Here is an 18,054-nt window from a genome sequence, read left to right on the forward strand (position 1 = left end):
TATGGCGCCGCATCCCCACCTTCAGTCAGGAGAGACCGGTGTCAGACGTCCGTGTGATCATCCAGCGCGATTCCGAGCGGGAAGAACGCGTGGTGACGACGGGCACTACGGCCGCCGACCTCTTCGCCGGCGAGCGCTCGGTCGTGGCCGCCCGTGTCGGCGGTGAGCTCAGGGACCTCGCCTACGAGGTCAAGGACGGCGAGACCGTCGAAGGCGTCGAGATCTCCTCCGAGGACGGTCTCAACATCCTGCGCCACTCCACCGCGCACATCATGGCGCAGGCCGTGCAGGAGATCTTCCCCGAGGCCAAGCTCGGCATCGGCCCGCCCATCCGCGACGGCTTCTACTACGACTTCGACGTGGCCGAGCCGTTCCACCCCGACGATCTCAAGCGCATCGAGAAGAAGATGCAGGAGATCATCAAGCGCGGTCAGCGCTTCTCCCGCCGCGTCACCACCGACGAGGACGCCCGCGAGGAGCTGGCCGGCGAGCCGTACAAGCTGGAGCTGATCGGTCTCAAGGGCAACGCCGCCCAGGCCGCCGAGGGCGCCGACGCGGAGGTCGGCGGCGGCGAGCTGACGATCTACGACAACCTCGACGCCAAGACCGGCGAGCTGTGCTGGAAGGACCTCTGCCGCGGTCCCCACCTGCCCACCACCCGGGTCGTCCCGGCGTTCAAGCTGATGCGCTCGGCCGCCGCCTACTGGCGCGGCAGCGAGAAGAACCCGCAGCTCCAGCGCATCTACGGCACCGCCTGGCCGACCAAGGACGAACTGAAGCAGTACCTGGACTTCCTCGCCGAGGCCGAGAAGCGCGACCACCGCAAGCTCGGCGCCGAACTGGACCTGTTCTCCTTCCCGGAGGAGCTCGGCCCGGGCCTCGCCGTGTTCCACCCCAAGGGCGGTGTGATCCGCAAGGAGATGGAGACCTACTCGCGCAAGCGGCACGAGGTCTCCGGCTACGAGTTCGTGAACACCCCGCACATCTCCAAGGAGCGGCTGTTCGAGATCTCCGGCCACCTGCCGCACTACGCCGAGGGCATGTTCCCGGCCATCGAGTTCGACGAGCAGAACTACCGCCTCAAGGCGATGAACTGCCCGATGCACAACCTGATCTTCAAGTCGCGCGGGCGTTCCTACCGTGAACTGCCGCTGCGTCTCTTCGAGTTCGGGACCGTGTACCGGTACGAGAAGTCGGGCGTGGTGCACGGCCTGACCCGCTCGCGCGGCTTCACCCAGGACGACTCGCACATCTACTGCACCAAGGAGCAGATGCCGCAGGAGCTGGACACGCTCCTGACGTTCGTCCTGGACCTGCTGCGCGACTACGGTCTGACCGAGTTCGAGCTGGAGCTGTCCACCCGCGACGACTCCGACAAGTTCATCGGTACGGACGAGGACTGGGAGGAGGCCACCGAGGCCCTCCGCCAGGCCGCCGAGAAGCAGAACCTGCCCCTGGTCCCGGACCCGGGCGGCGCCGCCTACTACGGCCCGAAGATCTCCGTGCAGGCCAAGGACGCCATCGGCCGCTCCTGGCAGATGTCGACCATCCAGGTCGACTTCAACCAGCCCAAGCGGTTCGGTCTGGAGTACACCGCGGCCGACGGCTCCCGCCAGCAGCCGGTGATGATCCACCGCGCGCTGTTCGGCTCCATCGAGCGGTTCTTCGGCGTGCTCCTGGAGCACTACGCGGGCGCCTTCCCGGCGTGGCTCGCGCCGGTGCAGGCCGTCGGCATCCCGATCGGCGACGCCCACGTCGACTACCTCCGGCAGTGGGCCGAGGCCGCGAAGGAGAAGGGGCTGCGGGTCGAGGTCGACTCCTCCTCGGACCGCATGCAGAAGAAGATCCGCAACGCCCAGAAGCAGAAGGTGCCGTTCATGGTCATCGCGGGCGACGAGGACATGGGTCACCACACCGTGTCCTTCCGCTACCGCGACGGCTCCCAGGAGAACGGCATCCCCTTCGACGAGGCGATCGCGAAGATCACGAAGGTCGTCGAGGAGCGGGCCCAGATCTGACCCCGCTGTGAGCAGGCCCCCGGTGACTCGATCCCGCCGGGGGCCTTGCCCTGTCACCCGTGTGGACGCCATATGCTGCACGCATGACGAGTGAGCCGGAGCAGCAGATCGGAGTGGGGACGCAGGACGCGTTCCAGCGCCTGTGGACCCCCCACCGGATGGCCTACATCCAGGGGGAGAACAAGCCGAGCGGCCCGGGGGCCGACGACGGCTGTCCCTTCTGCTCGCTCCCGGCCAAGTCCGACGAGGACGGGCTGATCGTCAGGCGCGGCCGGCAGGTGTACGCGGTGCTGAATCTGTACCCGTACAACGGCGGCCATCTGATGACGGTCCCGTACCGGCACGTCGCCGACTACACCGACCTCACGGACGCGGAGACCGCCGAGCTGGCGGAGCTGACCAAGCAGGCCATGACGGCGCTGCGCACCGCCTCCGGCGCGCACGGCTTCAACATCGGCATGAACCAGGGGACGGTGGCCGGCGCGGGGATCGCGGCCCATCTGCACCAGCACATCGTCCCGCGCTGGGGCGGCGACACGAACTTCATGCCGGTCGTCGGCCACACGAAGGTGCTGCCGCAGCTCCTGGCCGACACGCGGAAGATGCTCGCGGAGGCCTGGCCCTCCTGAGCGCGGGCGGGCGCCCCCGGTCGCGCGGGGGCACCGCTCAGGCGTCGTACACGTCCGCCTTCCTCGGTGAGACGTCCTGCACGGCCGTGCTGAGGAACGCCGAGCGCGTGCCGAACTTTCCCGTGTCCACGCCGTTCTCCTCCAGCACCTTGATCGCCGCCGCGTGCACCACGCGCAGGACCGGCGTCGCCGCCCGCAGCGCGTCGTCCGCCATGAAGCGGTGCCTCCACGGCTGATCGGCCCACGCGTGCCGCAGACCGAACGGCTCCGGCAGGCCGATCGTGCCGCCCAGCCACTTCAGCGCCGGGGGATACCAGGTCAGCGGCGCCCGCACCGCGAGCCGTACGACCTCGTTGGTGGTGACCAGCGGGAGATTGATCTTGCGTGTCTCCCACGGCTTGAAGGACTTCGCGACCTCCTTGGTCGGCGCCTCCGGCTTCGTCGTGAACAGCGAATTCACCGGCCCCAGCGCATGCCCGGTGACCTCGATGCGCAGCGTCGCGTGCAGCACCGTCACCGTGATCATCATGGTGATCACCAGCTGGCCGTCCCACAGCGTCCACTGCACGCCCAGGTAGTGCCGGTCACCCGCGCCGAACTGCTGCTTGTTGCAGATGTCCTGTATCGCGTGCGACTTCACCTGGTACGCGTCGACGTCCGTGCCCGAGGGCCGGGCCACTTCCTGGGCGTTCTCACCGATCGGCGTGACGATCCAGTGCCGTATCGACGGGGCCGGGAAGCCGCCGGTGTTCAGCGGGCCGCGCTCCAGCATGCGCAGCTGGTCGTGGATCGCGCGGATCACGTCCCAGCTGCGGAAGGGATGGATCTCCCGACCGGGGCCGGCGGGCACCAGTTCCTCGGCGAGCTGCCAGGACCCCCAGCGGGTGCCCATGCCGAGAACGCCCTTGGGGCCGGCGTAGAAGACGGAGTTCGACTGCTGCTCGGCGCCGAGCCGGGCCAGGGACTGGCGCAGCTGCTCGGCGGCGGTCTCGCGGGGGCCGGTGGGCACCGCCTCGGGCACCTTCGCGCCGACGCTGCTGCCCGACAGCAGGCCGGCCCAGCGCTCCCGCAGGTCCACGGCGGTGCGCTCGCAGATCCGCCGGGCCCAGAACCAGCCGATCACCGGCATCACCACGGCGGCGCGCGCGTACCACCCCCAGAAGCCGCTGAAGGGCATGCGGAGCAGAAAGACCACGGCGAGCGCGGCCACGGCGACGAGCAGGACGGTCGCCAGCGCCGAGGCCCGCCTGTTGTCGGTCTTGTCGATGGTGGTGCGGATCTGGAAGACCAGCAGCCACACCAGGAACCCGGGCAGGAAGAGCACTCCGCACAGCACGATGGCGGCGGTGAGCCGGTTGTCGCGGTCCCGGCGGATGTTGTTCGCCGCCAGGCAGTGCTCGACGACGGCCTGCGGCTCGGCGCCGAAGGACTGGATGAGCGGCTTGCGGCCCTCGCCGATCATGCGGTCCACGACCGCGCGGGCGAACGCCTCGCCCAGGTTCGGCCGGAACAGCGCGAGCTTGCCGGGTTTCACCTCCGACTGGTGCCACTCGTTGTCGGCCTTCTTGATCTCCTCCATCGGGTTGTCCCGGTAGGCCGCGGAGGCCAGCGCGAACGTCGCCGTCTGGCCCTCGTCGCCGGTGCGCGGCACCTGTGGCCCGAAGAAGTCCGCGTAACCGCCGTCCACGCTCATCCCCACCCCCGGTCGCCGCATTGCTCGCTTCTGCGGCCTTCCCGACTTGCGTCCTGCGCACACCTGTTGATCAGGTCATCAGCGTATCCGCACGCACCGACATCCGTCGGCGGACGGCCCAAGGAGCCGCCCGCCGAGCCGGAAGAGCCCCGCCCGCACGCCGGTTGTGCGCGGGAGGGTGTCAACTACGAAGCCGCGCGCTCCTGTTCCCGGATCCGCTCGGCGACCTGCGCCGGCATCGGCTCGTGCCGCACATAGCGGCGGTCGAAGCGCGCCGTGCCGTGGGTCATCGACCGCAGATCGATGGCGTACCGCCCGATCTCGATCTCCGGCACCTCGGCCCGTACGAGCGTGCGCCCGCCGCTGGTCTGCTCGGTGCCCAGCACCCGACCGCGCCGGCCGGACAGGTCGCTCATCACGGCGCCGACGTACTCGTCGCCGACCAGCACGGACACCTCGGCCACCGGCTCCAGCAGATGGATCTTCGCGTCGGCCGCGGCCTCCCGCAGGGCGAGCGCGCCCGCGGTCTGGAAGGCGGCGTCGGAGGAGTCCACCGAGTGCGCCTTGCCGTCGAGGAGCGTCACCCGCACGTCGATCAGCGGATGGCCGGCCGCGACGCCCTTGGCCGCCTGCGCCCGTACGCCCTTCTCGACCGACGGGATGAACTGCCGGGGCACGGCCCCGCCGACCACCTTGTCGACGAACTCGACGCCCGAGCCGCCCGGCAGCGGTTCCACCTCGATCTCGCAGATGGCGTACTGCCCGTGCCCGCCGGACTGCTTCACGTGCCGGCCGCGCCCGGCCGACTTGTTCGCGAAGGTCTCCCGCAGCGACACCTTGTGCGGGACGACGTCGACCTGGACGCCGTACCGGGTGCGCAGCCGCTCCAGCGCGACGTCGGCGTGCGCCTCGCCCAGGCACCACAGCACGACCTGGTGGGTGTCCTGGTTCTGCTCCAGGCGCATCGTCGGGTCCTCGGCGACCAGCCGGGCCAGGCCCTGGGACAGCTTGTCCTCGTCGGCCTTGCTGTGCGCCTGGATGGCCAGCGGCAGCAGCGGGTCCGGCATCTGCCAGGGCTCCATCAGCAGCGGGTCGTCCTTGGCGGAGAGCGTGTCCCCGGTCTCGGCACGGCTGAGTTTCGCCACGGACACCAGGTCGCCCGCGACGGCGTGCGTCACCGGCCGCTGCTGCTTGCCGAACGGGGTGGACAGGGCGCCGACCTTCTCGTCGACGTCGTGGTCCTCGTGGCCGCGGTCGGTCAGTCCGTGCCCGGAGACATGGACGGTCTGGTCGGGGCGCAGGGTGCCGGAGAACACGCGGACCAGGGAGATCCGGCCGACGTAGGGGTCGGAGGAGGTCTTGACGACCTCGGCGACCAGCGGTCCGTCGGTGTCGCACGGCTTCAGCTCGCGCGGCGCGCCGTCGATCGTGGTGACCGCGGGCGTGGGGTGCTCGAACGGGGTCGGGAACCCACCGGTGATCAGCTCCAGCAGCTCCACCGTGCCGATGCCCTGCTTGGCGCCCTCGGCGGCCGGGGCGGCGGCCAGGACGGGGAAGAACGTGCCGCGTGCCACGGCCCGCTCCAGGTCCTGGATCAGTGTCTTCAGCTCGACCTGCTCGCCGCCGAGGTAGCGGTCCATCAGGGTCTCGTCCTCACTCTCGGCGATGATCCCCTCGATCAGCCGGTTGCGGGCCTCGGTGAGGTCCGGCAGCTGGTCGTCGCCGGGCTCGGACTCCTTGCGCTCGCCGGAGGAGTAGTCGAACAGCTTCTGTGTGAGCAGCCCGACCAGACCGGTCACGGGCGCGTGCCCGTCGGGCCCCGGTGAGCCGTGCAGCGGCAGATACAGCGGCAGCACGGCGTCGGGGTCGTCACCGCCGAACGCCTCGGCGCAGACCCGGGTCATGTCCTCGAAGTCCGCGCGGGCCGCCTCCAGGTGCGTGACGACGATCGCCCGCGGCATGCCGACGGCCGCGCACTCGTCCCACACCATGCGGGTCGCGCCGTCCACCCCGTCCGAGGCGGAGACGACGAAGAGGGCCGCGTCCGCCGCGCGCAGACCGGCCCGCAGTTCCCCGACGAAATCGGCGTATCCCGGGGTGTCCAGCAAGTTGATCTTGATGCCGTCCCATTCGACGGGCACCAGGGACAGCTGCACCGAGCGCTGCTGGCGGTGCTCGATGTCGTCGTGGTCGGAGACGGTGCCGCCGTCCTCCACGCGGCCCGCCCGGTTCACCGCTCCCGCGGTCAGCGCGAGAGCCTCCACCAGAGTCGTCTTGCCCGATCCGGAGTGGCCGACCAGCACCACATTCCGAATGGACGCGGGGTGGTCGGCCGCCGTAGCCCTGCCGGCGGCTCCGGGGTGGGATTGTGCCTTGTCGCCCATGATCCTGCCTCCCGTGCACGGTGAGGTCACTGTGGGCGCGGACACGCGGGAGGCCGCGTGTGGGCGGCTCCGGCGACGCCCGCGTCCTTCGAGCTTTCCACTCCCGTAACGCCGCGTCCATACGAGGGACGCGCGCGCCCCGGTGCCCGGCGGGCCCCGATGGGTGACACGGCTGCGGGTGCCCGCCCCTCGGCCGCACGCGCGCGTGGCTACGATGGGCCAGCCGGTGGCCAGCAGGGGCCGCACGGCGACACCGACCAGTCGGGAAGGCCATGCTGAACAAGTACGCGCGTGCTTTCTTCACGCGTGTTCTCACGCCGTTCGCCGCGTTTCTCATCCGCCGGGGGGTCAGCCCCGACACGGTGACGCTGATCGGCACCGCCGGGGTGATCGCCGGAGCGCTGGTCTTCTACCCCCGGGGCGAGTTCTTCTGGGGCACGGTCGTGATCACGCTGTTCGTCTTCTCGGACCTCGTCGACGGCAACATGGCCCGCCAGCTGGGCCGCTCCAGCCGCTGGGGCGCCTTCCTGGACTCCACGCTCGACCGGGTCGCCGACGGCGCGATCTTCGGCGGCTTCGCCCTCTGGTATGCGGGGAACGGCAACGACAACGTGCTGTGCGCGGTGTCGATCTTCTGTCTGGCCAGCGGCCAGGTGGTGTCGTACACCAAGGCGCGCGGCGAGTCGATCGGGCTGCCGGTCGCCGTCAACGGGCTCGTCGAACGGGCGGAGCGGCTGGTGATCTCGCTGGTCGCGGCCGGTTTCGCGGGCCTGCACAAGTTCGGGGTGCCCGGCATCCAGTACCTGCTGCCCGTCGCCCTGTGGATCGTCGCCGTCGGCAGCCTGGTCACGCTGATCCAGCGGGTCGTCACCGTGCGCCGCGAGTCGGCGGAGGCGGAGGCGGCGGCCGCCGCGACACCGGGGGAGCCGCAGGGGAGGGAGACCGCCAAGTGAGCGCCCAGGAGCGGCTGACCGACGCCCTGTACGGCCTCGGCTGGGGCACCGTGAAGAAACTCCCCGAGCCGGCCGCGGTGCGCCTCGGCCGCACGATCGCCGACCTCGCCTGGAAGCAGCGCGGCAAGGGCGTCCAGCGGCTGGAGTCCAACTACGCGCGCGTGGTGCCCGGCGCGAGCCCCGAACGCCTCGCCGAGCTGTCCCGCGCGGGGATGCGCTCCTATCTGCGCTACTGGATGGAGTCCTTCCGGCTGCCCGCCTGGAGCACCGAGCGCATCAAGGAGGGTTTCGACCCCAAGGACCTCCACCACCTCACCGAGGGCATGGCCGCCGGCAAGGGCGTCATACTCGCCCTGCCGCACCTGGCCAACTGGGACCTGGCCGGCGCCTGGGTCACCACCAAGCTCGGCATCCCGTTCACCACCGTCGCCGAACGCCTGAAGCCCGAGACGCTGTACGACCGTTTCGTCGCCTACCGCGAGGGCCTCGGCATGGAGGTCCTGCCGCACAGCGGCGGCTCCGCCTTCGGCACGCTCGCCCGGCGGCTGCGCGACGGCGGCCTCGTCTGCCTGGTCGCCGACCGCGACCTGTCCTCCTCGGGTGTGGAGGTCGACTTCTTCGGCGACACGGCCCGCATGCCCGCCGGACCGGCCCTGCTGGCCCAGCAGACCGGCGCCCTGCTGCTGCCGGTCACCCTCTGGTACGACGACTCGCCGGTCATGCGGGGCCGGGTGCATCCGCCGGTCGACGTCCCCGAGTCAGGTACGCGCGCCGAGAAGACGTCCTCCATGACACAGGCGCTGGCCGACGCCTTCGCCACGGGGATCGCCGACCATCCGGAGGACTGGCACATGCTGCAGCGGCTGTGGCTCGCCGATCTCGACCCGTCGAAGGGGCCCGCGTGAGGATCGGCATCGTCTGCCCGTACTCCTGGGACGTGCCCGGCGGCGTCCAGTTCCACATCCGGGACCTGGCCGAGTACTTCATCCGGCTCGGCCACGAGGTGTCCGTCCTGGCGCCCGCCGACGACGACACGCCCCTGCCGCCGTACGTCGTCTCGGCCGGGCGCGCGGTGCCGGTGCCGTACAACGGCTCGGTGGCCCGGCTGAACTTCGGGTTCCTGTCGGCGGCCCGGGTACGCCGCTGGCTGCACGACGGCAACTTCGACGTCGTCCACATCCACGAGCCGACCTCGCCGTCCCTGGGCCTGCTGACCTGCTGGGCGGCGCGCGGACCGATGGTCGCCACCTTCCACACCTCCAACCCGCGCTCCAAGGCGATGATCGCCGCGTACGCCATCCTGCAGGCCGCGCTGGAGAAGATCAGCGCGCGGATCGCGGTGAGCGAGTACGCGCGGCGCACCCTGGTCGAGCACCTCGGCGGGGACGCCGTCGTCATCCCGAACGGCGTGGACGTCGACTTCTTCGCCAAGGCCGAGCCGAACCCCGCGTGGCAGGGCGACACCATCGGCTTCATCGGGCGCATCGACGAGCCCCGCAAGGGCCTGCCGGTGCTGATGAGGGCCCTGCCGAAGATCCTCGCCGCCCGGCCGCAGACCCGGCTGCTGGTCGCCGGGCGCGGCGACGAGGAGGAGGCGGTGGCCTCCCTGCCGGCCGAGCTGCGCTCCCGCGTGGAGTTCCTCGGCATGGTCAGCGACGCGGACAAGGCCCGCTTCCTGCGCTCGGTCGACCTCTACGTCGCACCCAACACCGGGGGCGAGAGCTTCGGGATCATCCTGGTCGAGGCGATGTCCGCGGGCGCGCCCGTGCTCGCCTCCGACCTCGACGCCTTCGCCCAGGTCCTCGACCAGGGCAAGGCGGGCGAGCTGTTCGCCAACGAGGACGCCGACGCGCTCGCCGGGGCGGCGCTGCGGCTGCTGGACGACCCGGCGCGGCTGGCGGAACTCGGCGAGCGCGGCAGCGCCCACGTCCGCCGCTTCGACTGGTCCACGGTCGGCGCGGACATCCTGTCGGTGTACGAGACGGTCACGGCCGGCGCGGCCGCGGTGGCCGCGGAGGACACCGGGCCCACAGGTCTGCGGGCCCGGTGGGGGCTGGCGCGGGACTGAGAGGGCCTTGCCGGGCGCGGGACCGGGACGGCTTGGGCGGGCGCGGGACTGCGACGGCCCTGCCGGGGCGCGGGGCTGAGACGCCCTGCCGGAGTGTGACGCCGGCCGGGTTGCGCACGACCCGGGAGGCTCGTGGCCGGCGGGTTCGGTGACGTCCGGGCCGGGCGCCCGCCCGGTGACCCCGGCGAGGCTGCGCGGGCCGGAGGTCCGTCCGTGCCGCGCCGGTAAGGTGGCCGCCCGTGACCGCAACCCTCATCTGGACCCTCGTCGTCCTCGTCGCGATCGGCCTGTACCTCAGCTGGACCGCGGGGCGGCTGGACCGGCTCCACGCGCGGATCGACGCCGCCCGCGCCGCCCTGGACGCGCAGCTGCTGCGGCGGGCCTCGGTGGCGCAGGAGGTCGCGACCTCGGGCGTGCTGGACCCGGCCGCGTCGATCGTGCTGTACGAGGCCGCGCACGCCGCCCGGCAGGCCGAGGAGGAGCAGCGCGAGGTCGCCGAGAGCGAGCTGAGCCAGGCGCTGCGCGCGGTGTTCGCGGAACGGGAGCAACTGGCGGCGGTCCGGGACGCGCCCGGGGGTGAGGAGGCGGCCCGCGAGCTGACGGAGGCCGTGCGCCGCGTCCCGATGGCCCGCCGCTTCCACAACGACGCGGTCGGTGCGGCCCGCCGCCTGCGCGAGCACCGCAAGGTCCGCTGGTTCCGCCTCGCCGGCCACGCCCCGTTCCCGATGGCCTTCGAAATGGACGACGAGCCCCCGGCGCCCTTGGCCGACCGCTCCGCCTGACACCCCCCATACGGTTCCAGACAGACCGGTTCCGGCCAAAAGGAGCCACCGGGTTTTCATTGGCCCTTGCTGTGGACTGGTCGGGTCACGTTTCCTCAGTGCTGCAGTAACCCCCTCTTTTCCTTCAGTGAGGTCACCCGTGTCCAGCACCGAGAACCAGGCTCCCGAGATCGGTACCGCCCGCGTCAAGCGCGGCATGGCCGAGCAGCTCAAGGGCGGCGTGATCATGGACGTCGTCACGCCGGAGCAGGCGAAGATCGCCGAGGACGCGGGCGCCGTCGCGGTCATGGCCCTCGAGCGGGTCCCGGCCGACATCCGCAAGGACGGCGGCGTGGCCCGTATGTCCGACCCGGACATGATCGAGGGCATCATCGACGCCGTCTCGATCCCGGTCATGGCCAAGTCCCGCATCGGTCACTTCGTCGAGGCCCAGGTCCTGCAGTCCCTCGGCGTCGACTACATCGACGAGTCCGAGGTCCTCACCCCGGCCGACGAGGTCAACCACTCCGACAAGTGGGCGTTCACCACCCCCTTCGTCTGTGGCGCCACCAACCTGGGCGAGGCCCTGCGGCGTATCGCCGAGGGCGCCGCGATGATCCGCTCCAAGGGCGAGGCCGGCACCGGCAACGTCGTCGAGGCCGTCCGCCACCTGCGCCAGATCAAGAACGAGATCGCCAAGCTGCGCGGCTTCGACAACCACGAGCTGTACGCCGCCGCCAAGGAGCTGCGCGCCCCGTACGAGCTGGTCAAGGAGGTCGCCGAGCTGGGCAAGCTCCCGGTCGTCCTCTTCTCCGCCGGTGGCGTCGCCACCCCGGCCGACGCGGCCCTGATGCGTCAGCTCGGCGCCGAGGGCGTGTTCGTCGGTTCCGGCATCTTCAAGTCCGGCGACCCGGCCAAGCGCGCCGCCGCCATCGTGAAGGCCACCACGTTCTACGACGACCCGAAGATCATCGCGGACGCGTCCCGCAACCTCGGCGAGGCCATGGTCGGCATCAACTGCGACACCCTCCCCGAGACCGAGCGCTACGCCAACCGCGGCTGGTAATCACCCCGGTACGCCACTACAGGTAAGCCACTCATGAACACTCCTGTCATCGGCGTCCTGGCTCTCCAGGGCGACGTACGGGAGCACCTCATCGCCCTGGCCGCGGCGGACGCCGTGGCCAGGCCGGTGCGGCGCCCCGAAGAGCTCGCCGAGGTCGACGGTCTCGTCCTCCCCGGCGGCGAGTCCACCACCATCTCCAAGCTGGCCGTCCTGTTCGGCCTGATGGAGCCCCTGCGCGCACGCGTGCGTGAGGGAATGCCCGTCTACGGCACCTGCGCCGGCATGATCATGCTCGCCGACAAGATCCTCGACCCGCGCTCGGGCCAGGAGACGATCGGCGGCATCGACATGATCGTGCGCCGCAACGCCTTCGGCCGCCAGAACGAGTCCTTCGAGGCGGCGGTCGGTGTCCGGGGCGTCGAGGGCGCTCCCGTCGAGGGCGTCTTCATCCGCGCCCCCTGGGTGGAGTCCGTCGGTGCCGGCGCCGAGGTGCTCGCCGAGCACGAGGGCCACATCGTCGCCGTGCGCCAGGGCAACGCCCTCGCCACGTCGTTCCACCCGGAACTGACCGGCGACCATCGCGTGCACTCCCTGTTCGTCGACATGGTGCGCGCGAACGGGACGTCGTAGTCCTTGTAGGATTCCAGGCGTTCGTACAGAGATGGGTTACGCGAAGGAGACAGGCAGATGTCCGGCCACTCTAAATGGGCTACGACGAAGCACAAGAAGGCCGTGATCGACGCCAAGCGCGGCAAGCTCTTCGCGAAGCTGATTAAGAACATCGAGGTCGCGGCACGTATGGGCGGCGTCGACCTGGACGGCAACCCGACCCTCTACGACGCTGTCCAGAAGGCCAAGAAGCAGTCTGTCCCGAACAAGAACATCGACTCCGCCATCAAGCGCGGCGGCGGTCTCGAGGCGGGCGGCGCCGACTACGAGACGATCATGTACGAGGGTTACGGCCCGAACGGTGTCGCCGTGCTCATCGAGTGCCTCACCGACAACCGCAACCGCGCCGCCTCCGACGTCCGCGTCGCCATGACCCGCAACGGCGGCAACATGGCTGACCCGGGCTCGGTGTCGTACATGTTCAGCCGCAAGGGCGTCGTCATCGTCCCCAAGGGCGAGCTGACCGAGGACGACGTCCTCGGCGCCGTCCTGGACGCGGGCGCCGAGGAGGTCAACGACCTCGGTGACACCTTCGAGGTCATCAGCGAGGCCACCGACCTGGTCGCGGTCCGCACCGCCCTCCAGGACGCCGGCATCGACTACGACTCCGCCGACTCCAGTTTCGTGCCGTCCGTGCAGGTCGAGCTGGACGAGGAGGGCGCGAGGAAGATCTTCAAGCTGATCGACGCGCTCGAGGACAGCGACGACGTGCAGAACGTCTTCGCCAACTTCGACGTCAGCGACGAGATCATGGAGAAGGTCGACGCGTGACGCCCCGCTGAGACCAGCGGAATGACGGCGGGCCCGTGGGACACGTCCCACCGGCCCGCCGTCATTGTCAGTGGGACCCGATAGCCTGCACAAACAGGTGATCGAGGGATCCGAGGGAGGGGCGCGGTGCGCGTACTGGGGGTGGACCCCGGACTGACCCGGTGCGGTGTCGGCGTGGTCGAGGGCGTCGCGGGCCGCCCGCTCACGATGGTGGGTGTCGGAGTCGTCCGCACACCCGCCGATGCCGAGCTCAGCCACCGGCTGCTGGCCGTCGAGCAGGGCATCGAGCAGTGGCTGGACGAGCACCGGCCGGAATGCGTCGCCGTCGAGCGCGTCTTCAGCCAGCACAACGTGCGCACGGTCATGGGCACCGCCCAGGCCAGCGCCGTCGCCATGCTCTGCGCCGCCCGCCGCGGCATCCCCGTCGCCCTGCACACGCCCAGCGAGGTCAAGGCAGCCGTCACCGGCAGCGGCCGCGCCGACAAGGCGCAGGTCGGAGCGATGGTCACCCGGTTGCTCCGGCTCGCCGCACCCCCCAAGCCCGCCGACGCCGCCGACGCCCTGGCGCTCGCCATCTGCCACATCTGGCGTGCCCCCGCCCACAGCCGGCTCCAGCAGGCCGTCGCCCGGCACACCACCCCCGTATCGAAAGGCCGTACGGCATGATCGCCTTCGTCAGCGGCACGGTCGCCGCGCTCGCCCCCGACGCCGCGGTGGTGGAGGTCGGCGGGGTCGGCATGGCCGTCCAGTGCACGCCGAACACGCTGTCCACGCTCCGCATGGGCCAGCCCGCCAAGCTGCACACGTCCCTGGTCGTCCGCGAGGACTCCCTCACCCTGTACGGCTTCACCGACGACGACGAGCGCCAGGTCTTCGAGCTGCTCCAGACCGCGAGCGGTGTCGGACCGCGCCTCGCCCAGGCGATGCTCGCCGTGCACACCCCGGACGCGCTGCGCCGCGCGGTGGCCACCGGTGACGAGAAGGCCCTCACGGCGGTCCCCGGCATCGGCAAGAAGGGCGCCCAGAAGCTGCTGCTGGAGCTGAAGGACCGGCTCGGCGAGCCCGTCGGGGCGCCCGTCGTCGGTGCCCCGGTCACCCAGGGCTGGCGCGACCAGCTGCACGCCGCCCTGATCGGACTGGGCTACGCGACCCGGGAGGCCGACGAGGCGGTGACCGCCGTCGCGCCCCAGGCCGAGGCCGCGGGCGGCACGCCGCAGGTCGGACAGCTGCTGAAGGCCGCCCTGCAGACCCTGAACCGCGCCCGCTGACCGCACGCGCCGCCGACCGCACGCGCCCCGCCGACCCCGACAGCCGAAGGCACACCACATGAACTGGGACGACTCCACCGACACCCCCGCCCCCGAGCGGCTGGTGGGCTCTGTCGCCGACCGTGAGGACCAGGCCGTCGAGGCCGCACTGCGCCCCAAGGACCTGGGCGAGTTCATCGGCCAGGAAAAGGTGCGCGAGCAGCTCGACCTGGTGCTGCGCGCCGCCCGCGCGCGCGGCGCCACGGCCGACCATGTGCTGCTCTCCGGCGCCCCCGGCCTCGGCAAGACCACCCTGTCCATGATCATCGCGGCCGAGATGGGCGCCCCCATCCGCATCACGTCCGGCCCCGCCATCCAGCACGCCGGCGACCTCGCCGCCATCCTGTCCTCCCTGCAGGAGGGAGAGGTGCTCTTCCTCGACGAGATCCACCGCATGTCGCGGCCCGCCGAGGAGATGCTGTACATGGCCATGGAGGACTTCCGCGTCGACGTGATCGTCGGCAAGGGCCCCGGCGCCACCGCGATCCCGCTCGAACTGCCCCCCTTCACCCTGGTCGGGGCCACCACCCGGGCGGGCCTGCTGCCGCCGCCGCTGCGCGACCGCTTCGGCTTCACCGCGCACATGGAGTTCTACGAGCCGCACGAACTGGAGCGCGTCGTGCACCGCTCGGCGCACCTGCTGGACGTCGAGATCGATCCCGCCGGTGCCGCCGAGATCGCGGGCCGCTCCCGGGGCACGCCCCGCATCGCCAACCGGCTGCTGCGCCGCGTCCGCGACTACGCGCAGGTCAAGGCCGACGGCCTGATCACCCGGGACATCGCCGCCGCCGCCCTAGCCGTCTACGAGGTAGACGAGCGCGGTCTCGACCGCCTGGACCGGGCCGTGCTGGAGGCGCTGCTGAAGCTGTTCGGCGGCGGCCCCGTCGGCCTGTCGACCCTGGCCGTCGCGGTGGGGGAGGAGCGCGAGACGGTCGAGGAGGTGGCCGAACCCTTCCTGGTGCGCGAGGGCCTGCTGGCCCGCACGCCGCGCGGCCGGGTCGCCACCCCCGCCGCCTGGGCCCATCTCGGTCTCACCCCGCCGCGCTCGTCGGCGGCCGGAAACGGACAAGCGGACCTGTTCGGGGCATGACAGCAGGAGACGGTGCATGACGGAGGCGCATCGGCGAGGGATTGGCGGGCTCAGGAACCCAGGTGCCATGCTGAGCGTTGTTCCTTGCGCGCGGACTCGCTTAGACTCCGCCGATGCCGCCTGTGACGGCAGCCCCCATACACCCCCAGCCATCAGGCCGCTCACCATCGCGGTCGTGTGAAGGAAGTACCGACCCGTGAGTCTCGTGACCCTCCTCCCGTTCATCGTGCTCATCGGGGCCATGTTCCTGATGACCCGCTCCGCCAAGAAGAAGCAGCAGCAGGCCGCGGACATGCGGAACCACATGCAGCCCGGTTCCGGCGTCCGCACCATCGGGGGCATGTACGCGACGGTCAAGGAGGTCAACGAGGAGACGGTCCTCCTTGACGCCGGTCCCGGTGTGGAGCTCCTCTTCGCGAAGAACTCGATCGGCGCCGTCCTGAGCGACGACGAGTACAACCGCATCGTCCACGGCATCGAGCACGACCTGAAGTCCGACGCCGACATCGTCCCCGACGACGCGTCCGCCCTCACCGACGACGAGTCCGCCGCTGCCGCCTCCGAGGACAAGATCGACCTCGGCAAGCCGGACGCCGCCGAGCGGGGCGACGACGCGATCAAGGCCGCCGAGGACAAGGCCGACGCGGCCGAGGCGAAGGCTCAGGCCGACGAAGAGCCGAAGAAGTCCGAGGGCGACACCGACGCGAAGTAGTCGCGTCCGCGGGGCACGCGCCACCACCGTCGCGCGTGCCCTGGGCGACGTGCGCTTCTCGCAGGGGGTCCCAACCATGTCATGGCCGCCGCAGCGCTGACCCGGCGCGGGGCGGCCCGAGAGGGAGTACGAGAAGGTGGCAGCACCTAGAAAGGGCCGGACCGCGAGCGCCCAGAGCAAGCCGTGGCGCGCGCTGGCCCTGATCCTGATCGCCATCGTGGCGCTCACCGGCGGGATGTTTGCCTCCGGGCACACCACCCCGCGTCTGGGCATCGACCTTGCCGGCGGTACGAGCATCACGCTCCGGGCGGTCCCCGAGGCCGGCCAGGAGTCCGCGATCAACAAGACCAACATGGACACCGCGGTCCAGATCATGGAACGCCGCGTCAACGGTCTTGGTGTGTCGGAGTCCGAGGTCCAGACCCAGGGCAATCGCAACATCATCGTCAACATCCCCAAGGGCACGAACTCCGAGCAGGCGCGCCAGCAGGTCGGCACCACCGCCAAGCTCTACTTCCGCCCGGTCCTGGCCACCGAGCTCTCCGGCCCCGGCACGGCGACCCCGACGCCGAGCGGCACCGGCAAGCCCTCGGCGTCGCCGAGCGGCAAGGCGAGCGGCAAGGCCTCGGGCAAGCCGGAGGCGACCGGCAAGGGCTCGTCCTCCCCGTCGGCCACCCCGTCGGCGAGCGCCACCTCCCAGGGTCGGCCCGTCTCGGACGCGCTGAAGGCGGACGCCACGCCGTCCTCGAGCGGCTCCGGCAGCCCCAAGGCGTCCCCCTCCGCGTCGAGCAGCGCCCCCGGTGACGCCACCTCCAAGCTCCAGGCGCAGTACGCCGCGCTGGACTGCTCCAAGGCGGACCAGCGCGCCACGGCCGGCAAGGGCAGCAAGCCCGACGAGCCCACGCTGGCCTGCGGCAACTCCAGCGGCCAGTGGCAGAAGTACATCCTCGGCCCGGCCGGCGTGGACGGCACCGACGTGAAGAAGGCGCAGGCCGTCTTCAACACGCAGAACGCCTCCGGCTGGACCGTCACCATGGAGTTCACCTCCAAGGGCGCGAAGAAGTTCGCCGACATCACCGGCAAGCTGGCCCAGCAGCAGACCCCGCAGAACCAGTTCGCGATCGTCCTCGACGGCAACGTCGTCTCCGACCCGTTCGTCCGCGAGGCGCTGACCGGCGGCAACGCCGAGATCACCGGCCACTTCTCGCAGGAGGAGGCGCAGAGCCTCGCCAACATGCTCTCCTACGGCGCCCTGCCGCTGACCTTCAAGGAGGACAGCGTCACCACGGTGACCGCGGCGCTCGGCGGTGAGCAGCTCAAGGCCGGTCTGATCGCCGGTGCGATCGGTCTCGCCCTGGTCGTGATCTACCTGGTGGCCTACTACCGTGGCCTGGCGCTGATCGCCTGCGCCTCGCTGCTGGTGTCCGCCGCGCTCACTTACGTGATCATGTCGCTGCTCGGCCCGGCCATCGGCTTCGCGCTGAACCTGCCGGCCGTGTGCGGTGCGATCGTCGCCATCGGTATCACCGCGGACTCGTTCATCGTCTACTTCGAACGCGTCCGCGACGAGATCCGCGAGGGCCGCTCCCTGCGTCCCGCCGTGGAGCGCGGCTGGCCGCGTGCCCGGCGCACGATCCTCGTCTCCGACTTCGTCTCCTTCCTCGCCGCCGCGGTGCTGTTCATCGTGACCGTCGGCAAGGTGCAGGGCTTCGCGTTCACGCTCGGTCTGACCACCCTGCTCGACGTCGTCGTGGTGTTCCTCTTCACCAAGCCGCTGCTGACGATCCTGGCCCGCCGGAAGTTCTTCGCGGACGGCCACAAGTGGTCCGGCCTCGACCCCCGGAGCCTGGGCGCCAAGCCGCCGCTGCGCAGCACCCGTCGTTCCTCCCGTCCGGCCGCCGGCGGCCCCGTCGACCCGAAGGAGGCGTGAGAG

At 71.0% G+C, this 18,054-nt stretch carries 16 protein-coding genes; 14 read left to right on the top strand and 2 right to left on the bottom strand.

The genetic code is table 11. From position 1 onward, the window contains the following. The first annotated feature begins 38 nt into the window (after positions 1–38). Together thrS and ACZ64A_RS29840 are read left to right on the top strand one after the other, a co-directional pair. Complete coding sequence (gene thrS / locus ACZ64A_RS29835) at positions 39–2,018, top strand: threonine--tRNA ligase (RefSeq protein WP_469814726.1); 1,980 nt, start codon at positions 39–41, stop codon at positions 2,016–2,018. A gap of 83 nt (positions 2,019–2,101) precedes the next feature. After that, positions 2,102–2,647, top strand: a complete 546-nt coding sequence (locus tag ACZ64A_RS29840; protein ID WP_469814728.1) for an HIT family protein — start codon at positions 2,102–2,104, stop codon at positions 2,645–2,647. Positions 2,648–2,684: 37 nt separating this feature from the next. Here the strand turns inward: ACZ64A_RS29840 and ACZ64A_RS29845 are convergent, their stop codons facing one another. Then, positions 2,685–4,340, bottom strand: a complete 1,656-nt coding sequence (locus ACZ64A_RS29845; protein WP_469814730.1) for a hypothetical protein — start codon at positions 4,338–4,340, stop codon at positions 2,685–2,687. A gap of 185 nt (positions 4,341–4,525) precedes the next feature. After that, on the bottom strand, positions 4,526–6,724 hold the full coding sequence (locus tag ACZ64A_RS29850; RefSeq protein ID WP_469814732.1) for an elongation factor G-like protein EF-G2: 2,199 nt from the start codon (positions 6,722–6,724) through the stop codon (positions 4,526–4,528). Between the two features lie 272 nt (positions 6,725–6,996). On the opposite strand from ACZ64A_RS29850, the gene pgsA reads away from it, so the two are divergent. The 12 genes from pgsA to secD all read left to right on the top strand — a co-directional run bounded on the left by pgsA (position 6,997) and on the right by secD (position 18,051). After that, positions 6,997–7,677: a phosphatidylinositol phosphate synthase gene (gene pgsA, locus ACZ64A_RS29855; RefSeq protein ID WP_469814734.1), complete on the top strand. Its 681-nt coding sequence runs from the start codon at positions 6,997–6,999 to the stop codon at positions 7,675–7,677. Beyond that, the gene (locus tag ACZ64A_RS29860; protein WP_469814736.1) at positions 7,674–8,582 is read left to right on the top strand and encodes a phosphatidylinositol mannoside acyltransferase; all 909 of its coding nucleotides are present in this window, start codon (positions 7,674–7,676) and stop codon (positions 8,580–8,582) included. The genes pgsA and ACZ64A_RS29860 overlap by 4 nt, the downstream gene beginning before the upstream one ends. Beyond that, the gene (locus ACZ64A_RS29865; protein ID WP_469814738.1) at positions 8,579–9,745 is read left to right on the top strand and encodes a glycosyltransferase family 4 protein; all 1,167 of its coding nucleotides are present in this window, start codon (positions 8,579–8,581) and stop codon (positions 9,743–9,745) included. The genes ACZ64A_RS29860 and ACZ64A_RS29865 overlap by 4 nt, the downstream gene beginning before the upstream one ends. Positions 9,746–9,984: 239 nt before the next feature. Beyond that, complete coding sequence (locus ACZ64A_RS29870) at positions 9,985–10,527, top strand: LemA family protein (RefSeq protein WP_469814740.1); 543 nt, start codon at positions 9,985–9,987, stop codon at positions 10,525–10,527. Between the two features lie 139 nt (positions 10,528–10,666). Continuing rightward, positions 10,667–11,572, top strand: coding sequence for a pyridoxal 5'-phosphate synthase lyase subunit PdxS (gene pdxS / locus ACZ64A_RS29875; RefSeq protein WP_469814742.1), 906 nt, complete (start codon positions 10,667–10,669; stop codon positions 11,570–11,572). 33 nt (positions 11,573–11,605) lie between these two features. Further along, positions 11,606–12,202 carry a pyridoxal 5'-phosphate synthase glutaminase subunit PdxT gene (pdxT, locus tag ACZ64A_RS29880; protein ID WP_469814744.1) on the top strand — a complete coding sequence of 199 codons (597 nt, stop codon included), beginning with the start codon at positions 11,606–11,608 and terminating at the stop codon, positions 12,200–12,202. A gap of 57 nt (positions 12,203–12,259) precedes the next feature. Continuing rightward, positions 12,260–13,012 (top strand): YebC/PmpR family DNA-binding transcriptional regulator, encoded by a 753-nt coding sequence (locus ACZ64A_RS29885; protein WP_469814746.1) that lies wholly within the window; start codon positions 12,260–12,262, stop codon positions 13,010–13,012. A 126-nt stretch (positions 13,013–13,138) separates the two neighbouring features. After that, entirely contained in the window at positions 13,139–13,678 is a 540-nt protein-coding gene (gene ruvC, locus ACZ64A_RS29890; protein ID WP_469814748.1) for a crossover junction endodeoxyribonuclease RuvC, read from the top strand. After that, entirely contained in the window at positions 13,675–14,280 is a 606-nt protein-coding gene (gene ruvA, locus ACZ64A_RS29895; protein WP_469814750.1) for a Holliday junction branch migration protein RuvA, read from the top strand. The genes ruvC and ruvA overlap by 4 nt, the downstream gene beginning before the upstream one ends. A gap of 58 nt (positions 14,281–14,338) precedes the next feature. After that, positions 14,339–15,409: a Holliday junction branch migration DNA helicase RuvB gene (gene ruvB / locus ACZ64A_RS29900; RefSeq protein WP_469814752.1), complete on the top strand. Its 1,071-nt coding sequence runs from the start codon at positions 14,339–14,341 to the stop codon at positions 15,407–15,409. 196 nt (positions 15,410–15,605) lie between these two features. Beyond that, the gene (gene yajC / locus ACZ64A_RS29905) at positions 15,606–16,121 is read left to right on the top strand and encodes a preprotein translocase subunit YajC (RefSeq protein ID WP_469814754.1); all 516 of its coding nucleotides are present in this window, start codon (positions 15,606–15,608) and stop codon (positions 16,119–16,121) included. A gap of 136 nt (positions 16,122–16,257) precedes the next feature. Then, the gene (secD, locus tag ACZ64A_RS29910) at positions 16,258–18,051 is read left to right on the top strand and encodes a protein translocase subunit SecD (RefSeq protein WP_469814756.1); all 1,794 of its coding nucleotides are present in this window, start codon (positions 16,258–16,260) and stop codon (positions 18,049–18,051) included. The last annotated feature ends 3 nt before the right edge of the window (positions 18,052–18,054 follow it).

Source organism: Streptomyces sp. NPDC104814 (assembly GCF_055583185.1).